Source organism: Micromonospora sp. CNZ322, from assembly GCF_007827755.1.
This window is the reverse complement of sequence record NZ_VITD01000008.1, coordinates 1-15,480: the sequence shown is the minus strand read 5'-3', so window position 1 is coordinate 15,480 and position 15,480 is coordinate 1. Positions and strand designations below refer to the sequence as shown.

The window sequence follows — 15,480 nt, the reverse complement described above, 5'->3', positions numbered from 1 at the left end:
CCAAGGCGGACAAAAGAGTGTCGCGAGGGGTTGGGGAAGTGGACCGTCAGCAGGAGTTCGTCCTCCGCACGCTGGAAGAGCGGGACATCCGGTTCGTCCGGCTGTGGTTCACCGACGTTCTGGGCACGCTCAAGAGCGTTTCGGTGGCCCCCGCCGAGCTCGAGGCGGCCTTCGAGGAAGGCATCGGCTTCGACGGCTCGGCGATCGAGGGCTTCGCCCGGGTCTTCGAATCGGACATGGTGGCCATGCCCGACCCGACCACCTTCCAGGTCTTCCCCTTCGAAGGTGGGGTCAGCGGCGAGAGCGCCCGGATGTTCTGCGACATCCTGCTGCCCGACGGCGGGCCGTCCTGGGCAGACCCCCGGCACGTGCTGCGCCGCGCGCTGTCCAAGGCAGCCGAGAAGGGCTTCACCTTCTACACCCACCCCGAGATCGAGTTCTTCCTGCTCGAAAACGGTCCGCAGGACGGCTCGGTGCCCACCCCGGTCGACACCGGCGGGTACTTCGAGCACACCACCCACGCCGTCGCCCGGGACTTCCGCCGGCAGGGCGTACTGGCGCTGGAACGGATCGGCATCTCGGTCGAGTTCAGCCACCACGAGGTCGCGCCCGGCCAGCAGGAGATCGACCTGCGCTACGCCGACGCGCTCACCACCGCCGACAACATCATGACCTTCCGGCACGTGGTCAAGGAGGTCGCCCTCTCCACCGGTGTGCAGGCCAGCTTCATGCCGAAGCCGTTCACCGACCAACCGGGCAGCGGGATGCACACCCACCTGTCGCTGTTCGAGGGCGAGCGCAACGCCTTCCACGACAGCGGCGACCCGATGAAGCTGTCCAAGGTGGCGAAGTCGTTCATCGCTGGTCTGCTGGTGCACGCCCGGGAGTACACGGCGGTCACCAACCAGTGGGTCAACTCGTACAAGCGGCTCTTCCCGCAGCACCTGCCCGACCGGATCACCGAGAGCCCGGCGTACGTCTGCTGGGGTCACCTCAACCGGTCCGCGCTGGTCCGGGTTCCCGCGTACGGCAAGCCCAACTCGGCCCGTGTCGAGGTCCGCTCGCTGGACTCGGCGGCCAACCCGTACCTCGCCTTCGCGGTGCTGCTCGGCGCCGGCCTCAAGGGCATCGAGGAGGGGTACGAGCTGCCGCCGGGCGCCGAGGACGACGTCTGGTCGCTGACCAGCGCGGAGCGGCGCGCCATGGGCTACGAGGCGCTGCCGGAGAACCTTGCCGAGGCGATCGACGTGATGGCCGGCTCCGAACTGGTCGCCGAGGTGCTCGGCGAGCACGTCTTCGACTTCTTCCTGCGCAACAAGCGGGCCGAGTGGGAGCAGTACCGCCGCGAGGTCACCCCGTACGAGCGGCAGCGCTACCTGGCCCTGTAGACGCAGGGGCTGACGCCGTTGCGCGCTGCCGCTATCGTCTCGATCACCGCGCCGGTACCCCTCCGGGCGGAGAGTCGGGAGGCAAGTCGGTGCTGGAGGATCTGTTCAGCGGTGCCTGGCAGAGCGTCGTGTTCGGGATCGTCGGCGTCGGCCTCATGGCCGCCGGCTTCGGGCTCGTCGACCTGCTCACCCCGGGCCGGCTGCGAGACCTGATCTGGGTCGAGCGCAACGCCAACGCGGGGTTGCTGCTCGCCGCCAACCAGCTCGGCATCGCCGGGATCGTCTTCACCGCGATCCTGACCAGCTACAGCGACTTCGGCAAGGGCCTCGCCTCCACCGTGGTCTTCGGACTGGTCGGGTTGGCGATCATGGCGCTGGCCTTCGTGGTGCTGGACCTGCTCACCCCCGGCAAGCTCGGCGAGGTCATCTGCTCACCCGAGCCGCACCCGGCCGCCCGGGTCAGCGCCGCCACCCACTTCGGGGCCGCGCTGATCGTCTGCGCCTGCATCGCCTGAGGCGGCTGTCCGCGTCGCTGTGCTGGCGGCTGTCCGCGTCGCCGCGGTGGTTGTCCGGGTCGCTTTGGCGGTTGTCCGCGTTGCCGCGCGGGCGGTTGCTGGAGGGCGTCGTACCCCGGTCGTAGCGTGCCGGGCATGAACCGCACGGATCGCCTCTACGCGCTGGTCGAGGAGCTGCGGGCGGTGTCACCACGGCCGCGCAGCGCCCGCTGGCTGGCCGCGCGCTTCGAGGTGAGCAGCCGGACCATCGAACGGGACCTCGGCGCGTTGCAGGAGGCCGGGGTGCCGATCTGGGCCGAGCCCGGGCGCACCGGCGGCTACGTCCTGGACCGCGCCCGCACCCTGCCGCCGGTCAACCTGACCGCCGCCGAGGCGGTGGCGATGGCCGTGGCGCTGCACCGGCTCGCCGGCTCGCCGTTCGCCGGGCCGGCCGCCACCGCGCTGCGCAAGCTGGTGGCGGTGCTGCCGGCCGCCGACGCCGCCGAGGCACACCGCCTCGCCGGCCGGGTGCACCTGATCGGCGACGGGCCGGCCACGCCCGTCCCGGCCACCGTCGCCGACGCGGTCGCCGCGCGGCGGGTGCTGCGCATCCGGTACGCCGACCGCGCCGGCGCCGACTCGACCCGTGACGTCGAGCCACTCGGCTACCTCGGCAATTCCCGACACTGGTACCTGGTCGCCTGGTGCCGTCTGCGCGACGAGCTGCGGTGCTTCCGCACCGACCGGATCCGGAGCGTCGGGGCGCTGCCCGACGTGGTGGCCCGGGAGCTACGCCTGACGGATCTCGACATCCCGCACGAGCGGGTTCGCCCGCTGAGCCTGGTCTGAAACGCGCTGAGTGCGGCGGGCCTCGTCTGAACGGGGTTGGCGCGGCGGCCTGGTCTGAGACGGGCTTGGTGGGGGCGGCCTGGTCTGAGACAGGCTTGGTGGTGCGGCCTGGTCTGAAACGAGGTCGGCGCGGTGGCCTGGTCTGAGACCCGTTCGCGGCGGTCCCGGTTGGGTCTCGTCGCTGGAAACCCCGCCGGGTGATCCGGAAACACCGACAGGACGCTGTCGCCAACGGCCCCGAGACTGCTCCAGACGACGGCCGAACGGCCGGCACGGAAATTCTGGAGGCAGTAGATGTCCAGGTCCACCACGCCCATCACCTGGTTCGAGATCGGCACCGACCGGCCCGAGGACGCGGAGCGGTTCTACGGAGAGCTGTTCGGCTGGACCTTCGAGGAGCAGGGCTCGACCAACGGCGGGTCCTACCGCGTGACCGGGGCCGGCGGCGACACCGGGATCGGCGGGGCGATCCGGGCGACCGACGGGACGTCGCCGAACTACGCGGTGTTCTACGCCGAAGTCGCCGACGTGGCGGAGACCTGCCGACAGGCCGAAGCGGCCGGCGGCCGGGTGCTGGTGCCAGCGCGTACGGCACCGAGCGGTCTCACGTTGGCCCACCTACTCGACCCGGCCGGCAACCACCTGGGCGTGTTCACGCCCCCGCCCCCGCAGCCCTGACCCCTTTCAGGGCCGGGCTGATGCTCCCAGGCTGACCCCGCGCTATCGGTCAGGCTGGCCCGGGTGGGGCTGGCTCTGGGGGGCCTGGCCCGGGGTGGCCTGGCCTGGAGTGGCCTGGCCCGGGTGGCCTGGCTCTGGGTTGGGCTGGCTCTGGGGCCGTCACCCTGAGCGGGTGTGACGGCCGAGCCAGCCTGGCCGCACGCACCCGCGCGCGTGATCGACTCGGTTTTCATGATGTCGGGGTGTCCGGGCGCGCCGGATACCGCGACTTCACGGAAGTCGAGTGGATCAAGCTGGGGTAGGGCCTGACCTGTTCAGGTCGACCGGGGTAAACCCTGACCATTCGGACGTACCAGGGCTTGTTGGGGTTTGGCAGGGAGTGCTCGGCCTGACCGGCGGGGCCCCGGGGCCGGTGATCGACTCGGTTTTCATGATGTCGGGGTGTCCGAGCGCGCCGGATACTTCGACATCACGGAAGTCGAGTGAATCAAGCCGTGACGGGCCCGGGCAGGCCGGCCCGACAGGGCGGACCGGGCCTGCCCGGGCACGACAGGCCGGCCCTCGGCCTGCCCGGGGCGTACCGAGGCCGGCCCCGGCCTGCTGGTGCCTGCCGGGGCCGGCCTCGTCGCACTACTTGCCGGGCGTACCGGCGCCGTGGTGGCCGCCCGGGCCGCGGTGACCGCCCGGGCCGGGGAAGACGCCGGCCTCGACGGCCTTGGTGATGGCGTCGGCCTGCTCCTGGGTGAGCTTGCCGTCCTTGACCGCCTGGTCCAGGCGCTGCTTGAGCGCGGCCTGCCGGTCCTCGGCGGACGGGCGCTGCGGCCGGTCGGCCGGCCGGTGCTGCTCGCGGATATTTTCCAGTGCGGCGGTCACCTTGTCGGTGGGCACGCCCAGCTCCTTGGCGAGCGCCTCGGCGAACTCGCCCTGCCGGTCGGCCTTCGCACCCGGAGCCGTGCCGGGAGCCGGGGCGGTGCTGGCGCTCGGTGCCGGCGTGGGAGTGTCGGCGGCGAACGCGATCGTCGGGGCCGCGATCCCGACGCCGAGGACGCCGGCGGCGGCCAAACCGGCCAGCAGGTGCTTCCTACGGATGGTGCGGGACATGCTGTCCTCCAGAGGTTCGGTCATCCTGCGCTGTCATCACCGACAGTGACCGGGCTGTCTGGGCGGAAGCCGTGGCGACCCTGTCAGCGAGCTGACAATCAGGGGCCGGCGGTGGGCGAAATCGGTTGTGTGGTCGCTTGCCGAGCGGTCAGGGTGGACGATCCACCGACGGAAGGACGCCGCGACATGACCGTCGAGATTCGGGAGATTCCAATCGGCGAGCCGGGCGCCGGACCGTACGGCATCACGTCTGGCCCGGACGGCGCGCTGTGGCTGACGTTGGCCCATGCCGGCGGCATCGCCCGGTTGTCGCCCGACGGTGCGGTCCGGACCTACCCGCTGGATCCGCCCGGCGGTCGCCCATTGATCATCACGGCCGGGCCGGACGGGGCGCTCTGGTTCACCCGCTCGGGAGACGACCGGATCGGTCGGATCACCGTCGACGGTGAGCAGCGCACCATCGCCCTGCCGGTCGGCACCGGGCCGGGCGGCATCGCGGCTGGGCCTGATGGCGCGCTCTGGTACGCCGGGATGACCTCCGACACCATCGGCCGGGTGGGGATTGACGGCACCCACACCGCATTCCCGCTGCCGGTGACCGGCGGATTCGCCTCGATGATCACTGCTGGCGCGGACCAGGCTCTCTGGTTCACCCTCAATCAGGCGAACGCGATCGGTCGGATCGATCTCGACGGCAGGGTGACGCTGCATCCGTTGCCCACCGTGAAGGCCGGCCCGGTCGGCATCACCTTGGGCGACGACGCCGTCATCTGGTTCGTGGAGATCGCCGCCGGTCAGCTTGGCCGGATCGAGCCGGACGGCAAGATCGTCGAGTTCCCGCTGCCGGACCGGGCCGCCCGCCCGCACGCGATCGTGGCGGACCCGGACGGCGGCGCGTGGTTCACCGAGTGGGGTGCCAACCGGATCGGTCACCTCGACGCCACTGGACGGATTGAGGGCTACGCCCTACCCACTCCCAACGCCGAACCGCACGGCATCAACCGCACCCCCACCGGCATCTGGGCCGCCCTGGAAATCGGCGCAGTAGCCCACCTGACCCCACCCACCATCCCGCCCGCCCCCTGAACCTGCCCTGGTTGATCAAGAGGTTTGCGTCAGGATCCGCTCCGAACATGACGCAAACCTTTTGATCACCGGGGAGGGGGCCGGGGAGGGCCGGGGCCGGGGAGGGCCGGGGCCGGGGAGGGCCGGGAGCGGGGGAGGGGAACGGGGCGGAGCGGGGGTTAGTGGACTGCTGGGGTTGCGGTGAGGGTGGCGGTGGTGGTGTCGAGGGTGGCGGTTGTGCCCACCGGGACTGTGAGCTGGTTGGGGCCGTGGCCGATGGGGAGGCCGCCGAGGACCGGTACGCCCAGGTCGCCGAGGCGTTCGCTGAGCACGTCGACGATGGTGGTGTCCCAGCCGTCGCCGCAGTCGGTGAACTGCCCGACCGCCACCCCGGCCAGTCCGTCCAGCACGCCGGCCCGGCGCAGGTGGGTGAGCATCCGGTCGACCTTGTACGGGGGTTCCTGCACGTCTTCGATCAACAGCACCGCACCGGTCAGGTCGGGCAGGTCCGGCGTGCCGATCGACGCGGCGATCATGCACAGGTTGCCGCCGAGCAGGGTACCGGTGGCGCGACCCGGGACGTGTACGCCGAAGGTCTCCTCGGTGGGGACCGCGGTGATCGACACCGGTTCGGTAGTCATCAACGCCGCGTGCAGGGATTCGGCGGAGCGCAGCGGCGTCCGCTCGTCGCGCCAGGCCGCCCCGGGGCCGTGCACCCCGGCCAGGCGGGCGCCCCGCCACAGTGCGAACTGCAACGCGGTGATGTCCGAGAAGCCGGCCACCACCTTCGGGTCGCGGCGGACGGCGGCCATGTCGATGGCGTCCACGATCCGCTGGGCACCGTAGCCGCCGCGAGTGCAGATCACCCCGCGTACGTCAGGGTCGGCGAAGGCCGCGTTCAGGTCGGCGGCACGCAGGTCGTCGGTGCCGGCGAGGTAGCCGTGGCGGGCGTACGCGTTCGGCGCCGGCACCGGGCGCAGGCCCCAGCCGGTGAGCAGTTCCATGCCCCGGGCCACCCGCTCGGGCGAGGTCGGCCCGGACGGCGACACCAGCAGCACCGTGTCACCCGGGCGCAGCACGGGCGGGCGTACGGCGACGCTGTCCTCGCTGATCACAACCGCAGAGCCTAACCACCCCGCCGTGGTCGGGACCCGGGCACGGGCGGCGGGAACCGCGCGGCCCGTGCCGGGGCGTGGTGCCGTGCGGCGTACCGGCTAGCCTCGACCTGTGGCAACCGCGCTGGTGATCGAGAACGACCCGACGGACGACGCGCGCCGGCTGGGTGAGTGGCTGACCGAGGCTGGGCTGGAGCTGTGGGTGGTGCGTCCGCACGCCGGCGACGAGCTGCCCGCCGACCTGGAGGGGTACGCGGCGCTGGTGGTGCTCGGCGGCGACCAACAGGCGTACCCGTTGCCGGACGGCTCGCCCGGCGCACAGTGGTTTCCCGCCGTGGAGGGCCTGCTGCGCAAGGCGGTCCGATACCGGGTGCCGACCCTGGCGGTCTGCCTGGGCGCGCAGCTGCTCGCCACCGCGCACGCCGGGTTGGTGGAGCGCAGCCCGTCCGGGCCGGAGATCGGCCCCGGCGTGGTCGGCCGGCGCGACGCCGCCGAGAACGACCCGTTGTTCCGGTACGTGCCGTTGATCCCGGACGTGCTCCAGTGGCACGCCGACGAGATCACCGAGCTGCCTCGGGGCGCGACACTGCTGGCCGCCTCCACCCGCTACCCGCATCAGGCGTTCCGCCTCGGTGACCGGGCCTGGGGGTTGCAGTTCCACATCGAGTGCGACGCCGCGATGATCGCCGACTGGGCCACCGACTCGACCCAACTCGCCGAGCTGGGCTACGACCCGGAGCTGGTGGTCGCGGCCTGCGCCTCGGTGCTGCCCGACGTCGAGGAGGTCTGGCAACCGTTCGCCGCCCGGTTCGCCGCGCTGGCCCTCGGCGAGCTGGACGACAGCACGACGCGGCGCGGTCTGCCGCTGCTCGGGCACTGATGAGCCGGCCGACCAGGGCACCGGGCCGGCTCGCCCGGTACGGCTTCGGCACCGCCGAAGGCGATGGCGGCGCGCGCGCCGCGGACCTGCTCGGCCCGGAGGGGCTGCGGCTGTGGCGGCCGGCCGAGCAGGAGCCGGTCGACGAGGCCGCCGCGGAGCTGCTCGCCGCGCTGTCCCGGGCCGCCGACCCGGACCTGGCGCTGCGCCAACTGCACCGCATCGTGGAGGCCGAGGGCCGCACCATCGAAGGCGGCACCGAATCGCCGCTGCTCGCGGACGTGCACGCCGATCCCGGGCTACGGCGGCGCCTGATCGCGGTGCTCGGCGCGTCGGCGGCGCTCGGCGACCACCTGGTGGCCCACCCCGAGCACTACCAGGCGCTGCGGACCGCCCCGGACGGGCTCGCCCCGACCGCCGAGGGGCGGCTGGAGCCGGCCGACGGCGGCAACGCGGTGGCGGCGCTGCGGGCCGCGTACCGCCTGGCGTTGCTGCGGATCGCGGCGGCCGACCTGACCGGCGGTCGCGGGCTGGAGCAGACGATGGCCGCCCTCTCCGCGTTGGCAGACGCGACGCTCTCCGCGGCGTACGAGATCGCGGTCACGGAGCTGGCGGAGGGGACCGAGCGGCCCCGACTCGCGGTCGTGGCGATGGGCAAGTGCGGCGGCGGCGAGCTGAACTACGTCTCCGACGTGGACGTCATCTTCGTGGCCGCCGAGGACGCCGACCTGTCCGCCGCGACCCAGGTGGCGACCCGACTGATCTACATCTGCGGGCTGGTGGCCTGGCCGGTGGACGCCGCGCTGCGCCCCGAGGGCAGCCGCGGCCCGCTGGTGCGGACCCTCGCCAGCCACCTGGCCTACTACCGGCGGTGGGCGCGTACCTGGGAGTTCCAGGCGCTGCTCAAGGCCCGCCCGGCCGCCGGTGACCTGCCGCTGGCCCAGGAGTGGATCGACCAGCTCGCGCCGCTGGTCTGGCGGGCGGCCGAGCGGCCCGAGGCGGTCGAGGACGTCCGCGCCATGCGCCGCCGGATCATCGACCACATCCCGCCGAAGGAGCTGGAGCGCGAGATCAAGCGCGGTCCGGGCGGGCTGCGCGACATCGAGTTCGCCGTCCAGTTGCTGCAACTCGTGCACGGTCGCGGCGACGAGACGCTGCGCCCGCCCGGCACCATCCCGGCGTTGCGCGCGCTCGTCGCCGGCGGCTACGTCGGGCGGGCCGACGGCGAGGCCCTGCTGCGCGGCTACCGCTTCCTGCGCAGCGTCGAGCACCGGCTGCAACTCCAGGGCCTGCGTCGTACGCACACGGTGCCCGCCGAGCCGGGCGCGCTGCGCTGGCTCGCCGCCGCGCTGGGTTTCACGGCCTCGCCGGGGCGCAGCGCCGTGGAAAGCTTCCGGGCCGAGTGGGTCACCCACGCCACCGAGGTACGCCGACTGCACGCCAAACTGCTCTACCGGCCGCTGCTGGAGTCGGTGGCCCGGGTGCCGGCCGACGGGTTGCGGCTCACCCCGGAGGCGGCCAGGAACCGCCTGGAGATTCTCGGCTTCGCCGACCCGGCCGGGGCGCTGCGCCACCTCCAGGCGCTCACCGGCGGGGTGAGCCGCACGGCGGCCATCCAGCGCACCTTGCTGCCGGTGCTGCTCAGCGAGTTCGCCGACGCGCCGGAGCCGGACCGGGGGCTGCTCAACTACCGCAAGGTCTCCGACAAGCTGGGCAGTACCCCCTGGTACCTGCGGCTGCTGCGCGACGGCGGCCCGGTCGCCCGTCGGCTGGCCCGGGTCCTCGCGCTGTCCCGGTACGTCGCCGACCTGCTCGCCCGCGACCCGGAGGCGCTGCGGCTGCTGGCCGAGGAGAACGAGCTGGCGCCACGCGCGCCAGAGGTGCTGCGGGAGGGGTTCCTGGCGGCGGCGGCGCGGCACACCGACCCGGTCGAGGCCACCAGCGCCGTGCGCGCGCTGCGACGTCGCGAGCTGGTCCGGGTTGCCTGCGCGGACGTGCTCTGCCGGGCCGGCGCGCTCGCGCCCAGCCCCACCCGGGCGGACGGCGCGAACCGGCCCGCCCGCGGGCTGTCCGACATCACCGAGGTCGGTACGGCGCTCGCCGACGTCACCGACGCCACCCTGGCCGCCGCGCTGCGGGCCGCCCAGGCCAGCCAGCCGGCACCGGCAGGGCTGCGGTTCGCGGTGATCGGCATGGGCCGGCTCGGCGGGTACGAGTCGAACTACCTCTCCGACGCCGACGTGCTCTTCGTCTACGACCCGCCGCCGGGCACCAGCGAGAGCGCTGCCAGCGCCGCCGCGCACGCCGTCGCCGAGGAGCTGCGCCGGCTGCTCGGCGTCCCCGCCCCCGACCCGCCGCTGGGCGTCGACGCCGACCTGCGGCCGGAGGGCCGCCAGGGTCCGCTGGTACGCAGCCTCGCCGCGTACGCGCAGTACTACGCCCGCTGGTCGCGGGTGTGGGAGGCGCAGGCACTGCTGCGCGCCCGGTTCGTCTGCGGCGACGCCGACCTGGGCGCCGAGTTCGAGGCGATGATTGAGCCGGTGCGCTATCCGGCCGACGGGCTGACCCGCGAGCAGGTCGTCGAGATCCGGCGGATCAAGGCCCGGGTGGAGACCGAACGGCTGCCCCGGGGCGCCGACCCGGCCACCCACACCAAGCTGGGCCGCGGTGGGCTCGCCGACGTGGAGTGGGCGGTGCAACTCGTCCAGCTCCGGCACGCCGGCGCGATCCCGGCGCTGCGCGGCACGCGTACCCTCGACGCCCTCGCGGCGGCCGAGCGGGCCGGCCTGATCGACCCGGCGGACGCCGCGGAGATGGCCGCTGGTTGGGCCCTGGCCGCGCAGGTCCGCAACGCGTTGATGCTGGTCCGGGGCCGGGCCGGCGACCAACTGCCCCGGCACGGGGTGGAGTTGGCCGGGGTGGCCCGGCTGCTCGGCCGCGACGATCCGGGGGAGTTCCTCGACGAGTACCTGCGCACCGGCCGCCGCTCCCGCGCCGCTGCCGAACGGGTCCTCGATGCCTGACGCGTCGCCGCGTCCAACCAGGCGGAGCGTCGCGGGCTGGGCGGCGGCGACCGGGGTGGCGGTGCTGCTCGCCGCCGCGTTCCTCCTCGCGCCGCCGATGGGCACCGACCTCGCCGCCCAGGTGGCCCGTGCCGGCTTCACCGAGCGGTACGGGGCCGCGCCGGTCGACTTCGGCTGGTACGGCGGCGTCAACCAGTACGGCTACAGCCTCTTCACGGCCAGGTTGGGCGCGCTGATCGGGGTGCGTCCGCTGGGGGCGATCGCCGCCGTGGTCGGCGCGGCCGCGCTGGGTTGGCTGTTCACCCGCAACCGGGCCCGCCGACCGCTGTTGGCCGGCGTCCTCGGCGCTGTGGTGCTGGTCGGCAACCTGGCGAGCGGCCGGATCACCTTCGCGGTCGGGTTGGCGTTCGGGCTGCTGGCGCTCTGCGCGGTGAGCGCGGAACGCCCACCGCGCTGGCTCCGGTTGACGCTCGCCGCCGTCTGCGCCGCCCTGGCGACGGCGGCCAGCCCGGTCGCCGGCCTGTTCACCGGGCTGGCCGGCGCGGCGCTGCTGCTGGGCGCCCTGCGCACCGGTGACGGGCCGGGCCGCCCGCTGCCCGGAGGCTGGCGAGCCGAGCGACCACTGGCCGAAGGGTTCGTCCTGGCCGTGGCGCCCGCCGTCACGCTCGCCCCGATGGCGTTCGTCTTCGGCAACGGCGGCACCCAGCCGTACTCGGCCGAGTCGATGCGCATCAACGTCGCGCTCGCGGTGCTGGTGGCGGTCGTGCTGCCGCGTCGCCGCCGGGTGCTGCGCGTCGGCGCGGTGCTCACCGTGCTGCTCCTGATCGGGGCGTACTACGTGCCCAGCCCGATCGGTTCCAACGCGCTACGACTGCCGATGCTGTTCGCCCTGCCCGTGCTGGCCGGGTACGCCGCGTTGCCCGGGCCGTGGCTGGCCGGGCTGCTCGCCGCGACCGTCTGGTGGCAGTCCCCGGTGATGACGAGCGACGTGACCCGGGCCGGCGCACCGGAGAGCGCCGAACGTTTCTACCAACCGCTCGTCGCCGAACTCGACCGGCGGCAGCCGGCCGGGCGGGTCGAGGTGGTGCCGCTGCGCGACCACTGGGAGTCGGCGTACCTGCCGCCGACAGTGCCACTGGCCCGGGGTTGGGAACGCCAGGTCGACAGCGACCGCAACGCGCTGTTCTACGACGGCAACCTGAACGAGCAGACCTACGAGCAGTGGCTACGGCACGAGGCGGTGAGCTACGTGGTGCTCGCCCCGGACGCACCCGCCGACCGGTGGGGCCGCGACGAGGCCGCGCTGATCCGCGGCGGCCTGCCGTACCTGCGGGAGGTCTGGCGAGACTCCACCTGGCAGATGTACGCAGTGGTCGATCCGACCCCGCTGGTCGATGCCCCGGGTCAACTCGTCGCCGCCGACCGCGGTGCGGTCCGGCTGACCGCCACGCCCGGGGACGTGCCGGTCCGGGTTCGCTGGTCGCGCTGGCTCACGTTGAGCGGCCCGGACGGCTGCCTGCGACCGGGCGCGGACGGGTGGACCGAGGTGCGGGTCCGCGCCGCCGGCGACTACTCGATCTCCAGTGGGCTGGCACCGGCGCGCCACTGCTGACCCGTGCCTGCCGTCGGCCTCCCACCGACGGGCTGGCAGCATGTCCGGCGTGCCCTCCCACCTCGCGCGCTGGACCGGCCTGGCCGGCTCGATGCTGCTCGCGCTCTCCGCTTTCCTCGGCGGCGCGTTCCCCAGCGGCCCACTGCGAAGCACCCCGGTCAGCATCTGGCAGGGGCCCAACGGCCCGCTGATCCTCGCCGCCTGGCTGGTCGGCACCGGCCTGATGGCGTACGCCTGGTGGGCGCTGCGCGACGGAGGGCCCTCGACGCGGTGGGCCCTGGTCACCGTCGGGCTCTGGCTGCTGCCGCTGCTGATCGCGCCGCCCTTCGGCAGCCGGGACGTGTACGCCTACGCCTGCCAGGGCGCCAGCTTCGTCGGCGGTATCAGCCCGTACGAACAGGGCGTCTCCGCACTGCCCTGCCCCTGGCTGGACACGGTCTCCGTCATCTGGCGCGACACCCCGGCGCCGTACGGGCCCCTGTTCGTGCTCATCGCGGGCGCCGTGGTGAAGGCCACCGGTTCGCTGACCGCCAGCATCGTGCTGCTCCGTGCGCTGTCGCTGATCGGCGTGGCCCTCACCGCGTGGGCCCTGCCGGCGCTGGCGCGTCGGGCCGGTGTGCCGGCGAAGCGGGCGGTGTGGCTGGCGTTGGGATCCCCGCTGGTCGCCGCGCACCTGGTCGGTGGCCCCCACAACGACGTGTTGATGCTCGCCGCGTTGGTCGGCGGGCTGGCCGTGGTGGCGGCGCACCCGGGCCGGCGCGGCATGCTGCTGGTCGGCGGGCTGCTCCTCGGAGTCGCGGTGGCGATCAAGGTGACCGCCGTGGTGGTGGTCCCGTTCGCCGCGCTGGCGGCCACCGCCGGGCCGTACCGGATCCGCACGCTGATCCGCGACGGCGGCTGGGTGGTCGGCGGCACGGTCGTCACAGTGGTCGGCGTGACCGTCCTCGGTGGGCTGGACTTCGGCTGGATCGGCGGGCTGTCCCAGGGCGGCGCCGCCATCGCCTGGACCTCCCCGTCGACCGCCGTGGGGCAGACGGTCGGGTATGTCGCGGCGCTGTTCGGTGGTCACATCGACGCGCTGCCCGTCACCCGCGGGATCGCCGTGGTCCTCCTGGCCGTACTGCTCGTCTGGCTCTGGTGGCGGGCCCGTACCCGCGACCCGCTGTACCACGCCGGTCTCGCGCTCGCCCTCACCGTCGCGCTCGCCCCCGTCGTGCACCCCTGGTACTGGACCTGGCCGCTGTTCGTGCTGGCGGCCACCGCCCAGCGCACCAGATGGTTCACGGTGGTCGCCCTGGTCGCGTCCTTCCTGGTGCTGCCCGACGGCACCGGGCTGCCCCGGTACACCAAGACGGTCGGGGCGCCGCTGATGACGCTGTTGGTGATCGTGCTGGTCATCCGGTTGGTACGGTCGGCTCGAGCGGCCCGTCAGCCGGTCGCCGCCGATTGAGGGAAGGTGCGCCGGTGACCGCTCCCGGCCCGCCTGTTCCGCCGCCGCCTGTGTCGTTGGCGGCATTGGGTGCCCGGTACGCGGGCCTGGTCGGCGCGGTCCTGCTCGCCGTGGCCGGCTACCTCGGCGGGGCGCTGCCCGACGCCCCGCTCGGCGCGACACCGACGTCGATCTGGCGAGCCCTGGACGGCCCGGCGACGCTGACCTGCTGGCTGATCGGCACCATGCTGCTGGTCGGGGCCTGGTGGTCGCTGCACGAGGGTGCGCCGTCGACCCGTTGGGCGTACGTCACCGCCGGGCTGTGGGCGCTACCGCTGCTGGTCGCGCCACCGGTGGGCAGCCGGGACGTCTACTCGTACGCCTGCCAGGGCTGGACGTACGCCCACGGCATCGACCCGTACACCGTGGGAGTGGCGGCGGCGGGCTGCCCATGGCTGGACACTGTGGCGCCGATCTGGCGGGACACCCCGGCACCGTACGGGCCGGTGTTCATGCTGCTCGCGGCCCTCGCCGTCAGCCTCGGCGGCGGGCTCACCGGGACGATCGTGGCGCTGCGCGTGATCGCCGTGGCGGGGCTGCTGCTGGCCGCGCTCTGCCTGCCCGCTCTGGCGCGGGCGGCCGGGGTGCCGGCCCGGCGGGCGGTCTGGTTGGCGCTGGCCGGTCCGCTGGTCGGCGTACACCTGGTGGCCGGCGCGCACAACGACGCCGTGATGCTGGGCCTGCTGCTGTGTGGGCTGCTGGTCGTGGTCCGTCGACCAGGGCGGCCGGCGGCGCTCCTGCTGGCCGGAGCGCTGCTCGGGCTGGCGGTCACGGTGAAGGCCAGCGCAGTGGTGGTGGTGCCGTTCGCGGTGCTGGCCGGGATGCCCAGCCGATACACCGTACGGGCGTTGCTGCGCCACTGTGGTTGGCTGGCCGGAGGGCTGTTCGCCGCGCTGCTGGTCACCTCGGCGGTGTCCGGCCTCGGCTTCGGCTGGGTGGGCGGGCTGACCCACAGCGGCGACTCGGAGCAGTGGACGTCACCACCCACCGCCGTGGGCTTCGTGATCGACTACGCCGGCGCGCTGGTCGGCCGGGACCCGCAGGCGGTGCCGGTGGTCCGGGCGGTGGCGCTGCTGCTGCTCGCCGGTGTGCTGGTGGTGCTCTGGTGGCGGGCCTGGCAGACCCTGCGCGGGCTGAACGAGGTCGCGGCTCCCGAGGTGCGGTGTCCTCGGGTGGCGCGGTCCCGGGTGGCGCTGCACGGCGCGGCGGTGGCGCTGGTCGCCACCGTCGTCCTGTCCCCGGTCTTTCACCCCTGGTACGCGACCTGGCCGCTGGCACTGCTGGCGCTCACCGCCGCCCGCACGACGTGGTTCGTGCTGCCCACCGCGGCGGCAGCCTTCCTCGCCCTGCCCGACGGCACCAACCTGGCCCGCGTCACCAAGGCACCCGGTGCCCTGGCGATGACCGCCCTGCTCCTGACCGTGCTCGTACGCACCGCCCGCCGCCGCTGGCATCGTTGATCATGAGGTTGTAGGGGACAAAGTGGACAAAGCTTCCTGCTAACCCGTGATCACCGAGGCGGGTGGTCAAGATCGCGCTTTAACCTGGATGTAGTCGGCTGTCGGCGGGTTCGAGGCCCCTACATCCAGGATCGAGCACGATCTCGGTTGAGGTCTACGCCCAAGATCCGCTCAACTGCAGGGAAAGTGCTGCCTCCGGGGCGCCGAAGGCAGCAACATCCCCGAAGTTGCGTGGATCTTGGCGCGGGGCGCGGGGCGCGGGGCGCGGGGCGCGGGGCGCGGGGCGCGGGGCGCGGGGCGCGGGGCGCGGGGCGCGGGGCGCGGGGCGC

12 protein-coding genes are annotated in these 15,480 nt (G+C 73.7%); 10 read left to right on the top strand and 2 right to left on the bottom strand.

Annotation, left to right across the window (positions count from 1 at the left end):
- Positions 1-38: 38 nt before the first annotated feature.
- From glnA to FB453_RS19530, 4 genes are all read left to right on the top strand, one after another.
- Positions 39-1,388 carry a type I glutamate--ammonia ligase gene (gene glnA, locus FB453_RS19545; RefSeq protein WP_091409557.1) on the top strand — a complete coding sequence of 450 codons (1,350 nt, stop codon included), beginning with the start codon at positions 39-41 and terminating at the stop codon, positions 1,386-1,388.
- An 89-nt stretch (positions 1,389-1,477) separates the two neighbouring features.
- Positions 1,478-1,903, top strand: coding sequence for a DUF350 domain-containing protein (locus FB453_RS19540; RefSeq protein ID WP_112582646.1), 426 nt, complete (start codon positions 1,478-1,480; stop codon positions 1,901-1,903).
- Between the two features lie 135 nt (positions 1,904-2,038).
- Entirely contained in the window at positions 2,039-2,731 is a 693-nt protein-coding gene (locus FB453_RS19535) for a helix-turn-helix transcriptional regulator (protein ID WP_112600992.1), read from the top strand.
- Between the two features lie 294 nt (positions 2,732-3,025).
- A complete protein-coding gene (locus FB453_RS19530) occupies positions 3,026-3,409 on the top strand; it encodes a VOC family protein (protein WP_112582648.1) in 384 nt (127 codons plus the stop codon).
- A gap of 630 nt (positions 3,410-4,039) precedes the next feature.
- Here the strand turns inward: FB453_RS19530 and FB453_RS19525 are convergent.
- A complete protein-coding gene (locus FB453_RS19525) occupies positions 4,040-4,510 on the bottom strand; it encodes a hypothetical protein (protein WP_145792641.1) in 471 nt (156 codons plus the stop codon).
- 186 nt (positions 4,511-4,696) lie between these two features.
- Between FB453_RS19525 and FB453_RS19520 the strand changes: the two genes are divergently transcribed.
- Positions 4,697-5,596 (top strand): virginiamycin B lyase family protein, encoded by a 900-nt coding sequence (locus tag FB453_RS19520; RefSeq protein WP_145792181.1) that lies wholly within the window; start codon positions 4,697-4,699, stop codon positions 5,594-5,596.
- A 158-nt stretch (positions 5,597-5,754) separates the two neighbouring features.
- Here FB453_RS19520 and FB453_RS19515 read toward each other — a convergent pair whose 3' ends face one another.
- Positions 5,755-6,690 (bottom strand): LD-carboxypeptidase, encoded by a 936-nt coding sequence (locus tag FB453_RS19515; RefSeq protein WP_145792178.1) that lies wholly within the window; start codon positions 6,688-6,690, stop codon positions 5,755-5,757.
- Between the two features lie 112 nt (positions 6,691-6,802).
- Between FB453_RS19515 and FB453_RS19510 the strand changes: the two genes are divergently transcribed.
- Genes FB453_RS19510 through mptB (FB453_RS19490) form a run of 5 tightly spaced genes read left to right on the top strand, consistent with a single transcriptional unit; the run spans position 6,803 to position 15,151 of the window.
- Positions 6,803-7,570 (top strand): type 1 glutamine amidotransferase, encoded by a 768-nt coding sequence (locus FB453_RS19510; RefSeq protein ID WP_145792176.1) that lies wholly within the window; start codon positions 6,803-6,805, stop codon positions 7,568-7,570.
- Positions 7,570-10,590, top strand: a complete 3,021-nt coding sequence (locus tag FB453_RS19505) for a bifunctional [glutamine synthetase] adenylyltransferase/[glutamine synthetase]-adenylyl-L-tyrosine phosphorylase (protein WP_145792174.1) — start codon at positions 7,570-7,572, stop codon at positions 10,588-10,590. Before FB453_RS19510 ends, FB453_RS19505 begins: the two co-directional genes overlap by 1 nt.
- Positions 10,583-12,202, top strand: coding sequence for a hypothetical protein (locus FB453_RS19500; RefSeq protein ID WP_145792172.1), 1,620 nt, complete (start codon positions 10,583-10,585; stop codon positions 12,200-12,202). The genes FB453_RS19505 and FB453_RS19500 overlap by 8 nt, the downstream gene beginning before the upstream one ends.
- Before the next feature lie 40 nt (positions 12,203-12,242).
- Positions 12,243-13,652, top strand: a complete 1,410-nt coding sequence (gene mptB, locus FB453_RS19495; protein ID WP_145792170.1) for a polyprenol phosphomannose-dependent alpha 1,6 mannosyltransferase MptB — start codon at positions 12,243-12,245, stop codon at positions 13,650-13,652.
- A gap of 14 nt (positions 13,653-13,666) precedes the next feature.
- A complete protein-coding gene (gene mptB, locus FB453_RS19490) occupies positions 13,667-15,151 on the top strand; it encodes a putative hexosyltransferase (RefSeq protein ID WP_486480341.1) in 1,485 nt (494 codons plus the stop codon).
- The last annotated feature ends 329 nt before the right edge of the window (positions 15,152-15,480 follow it).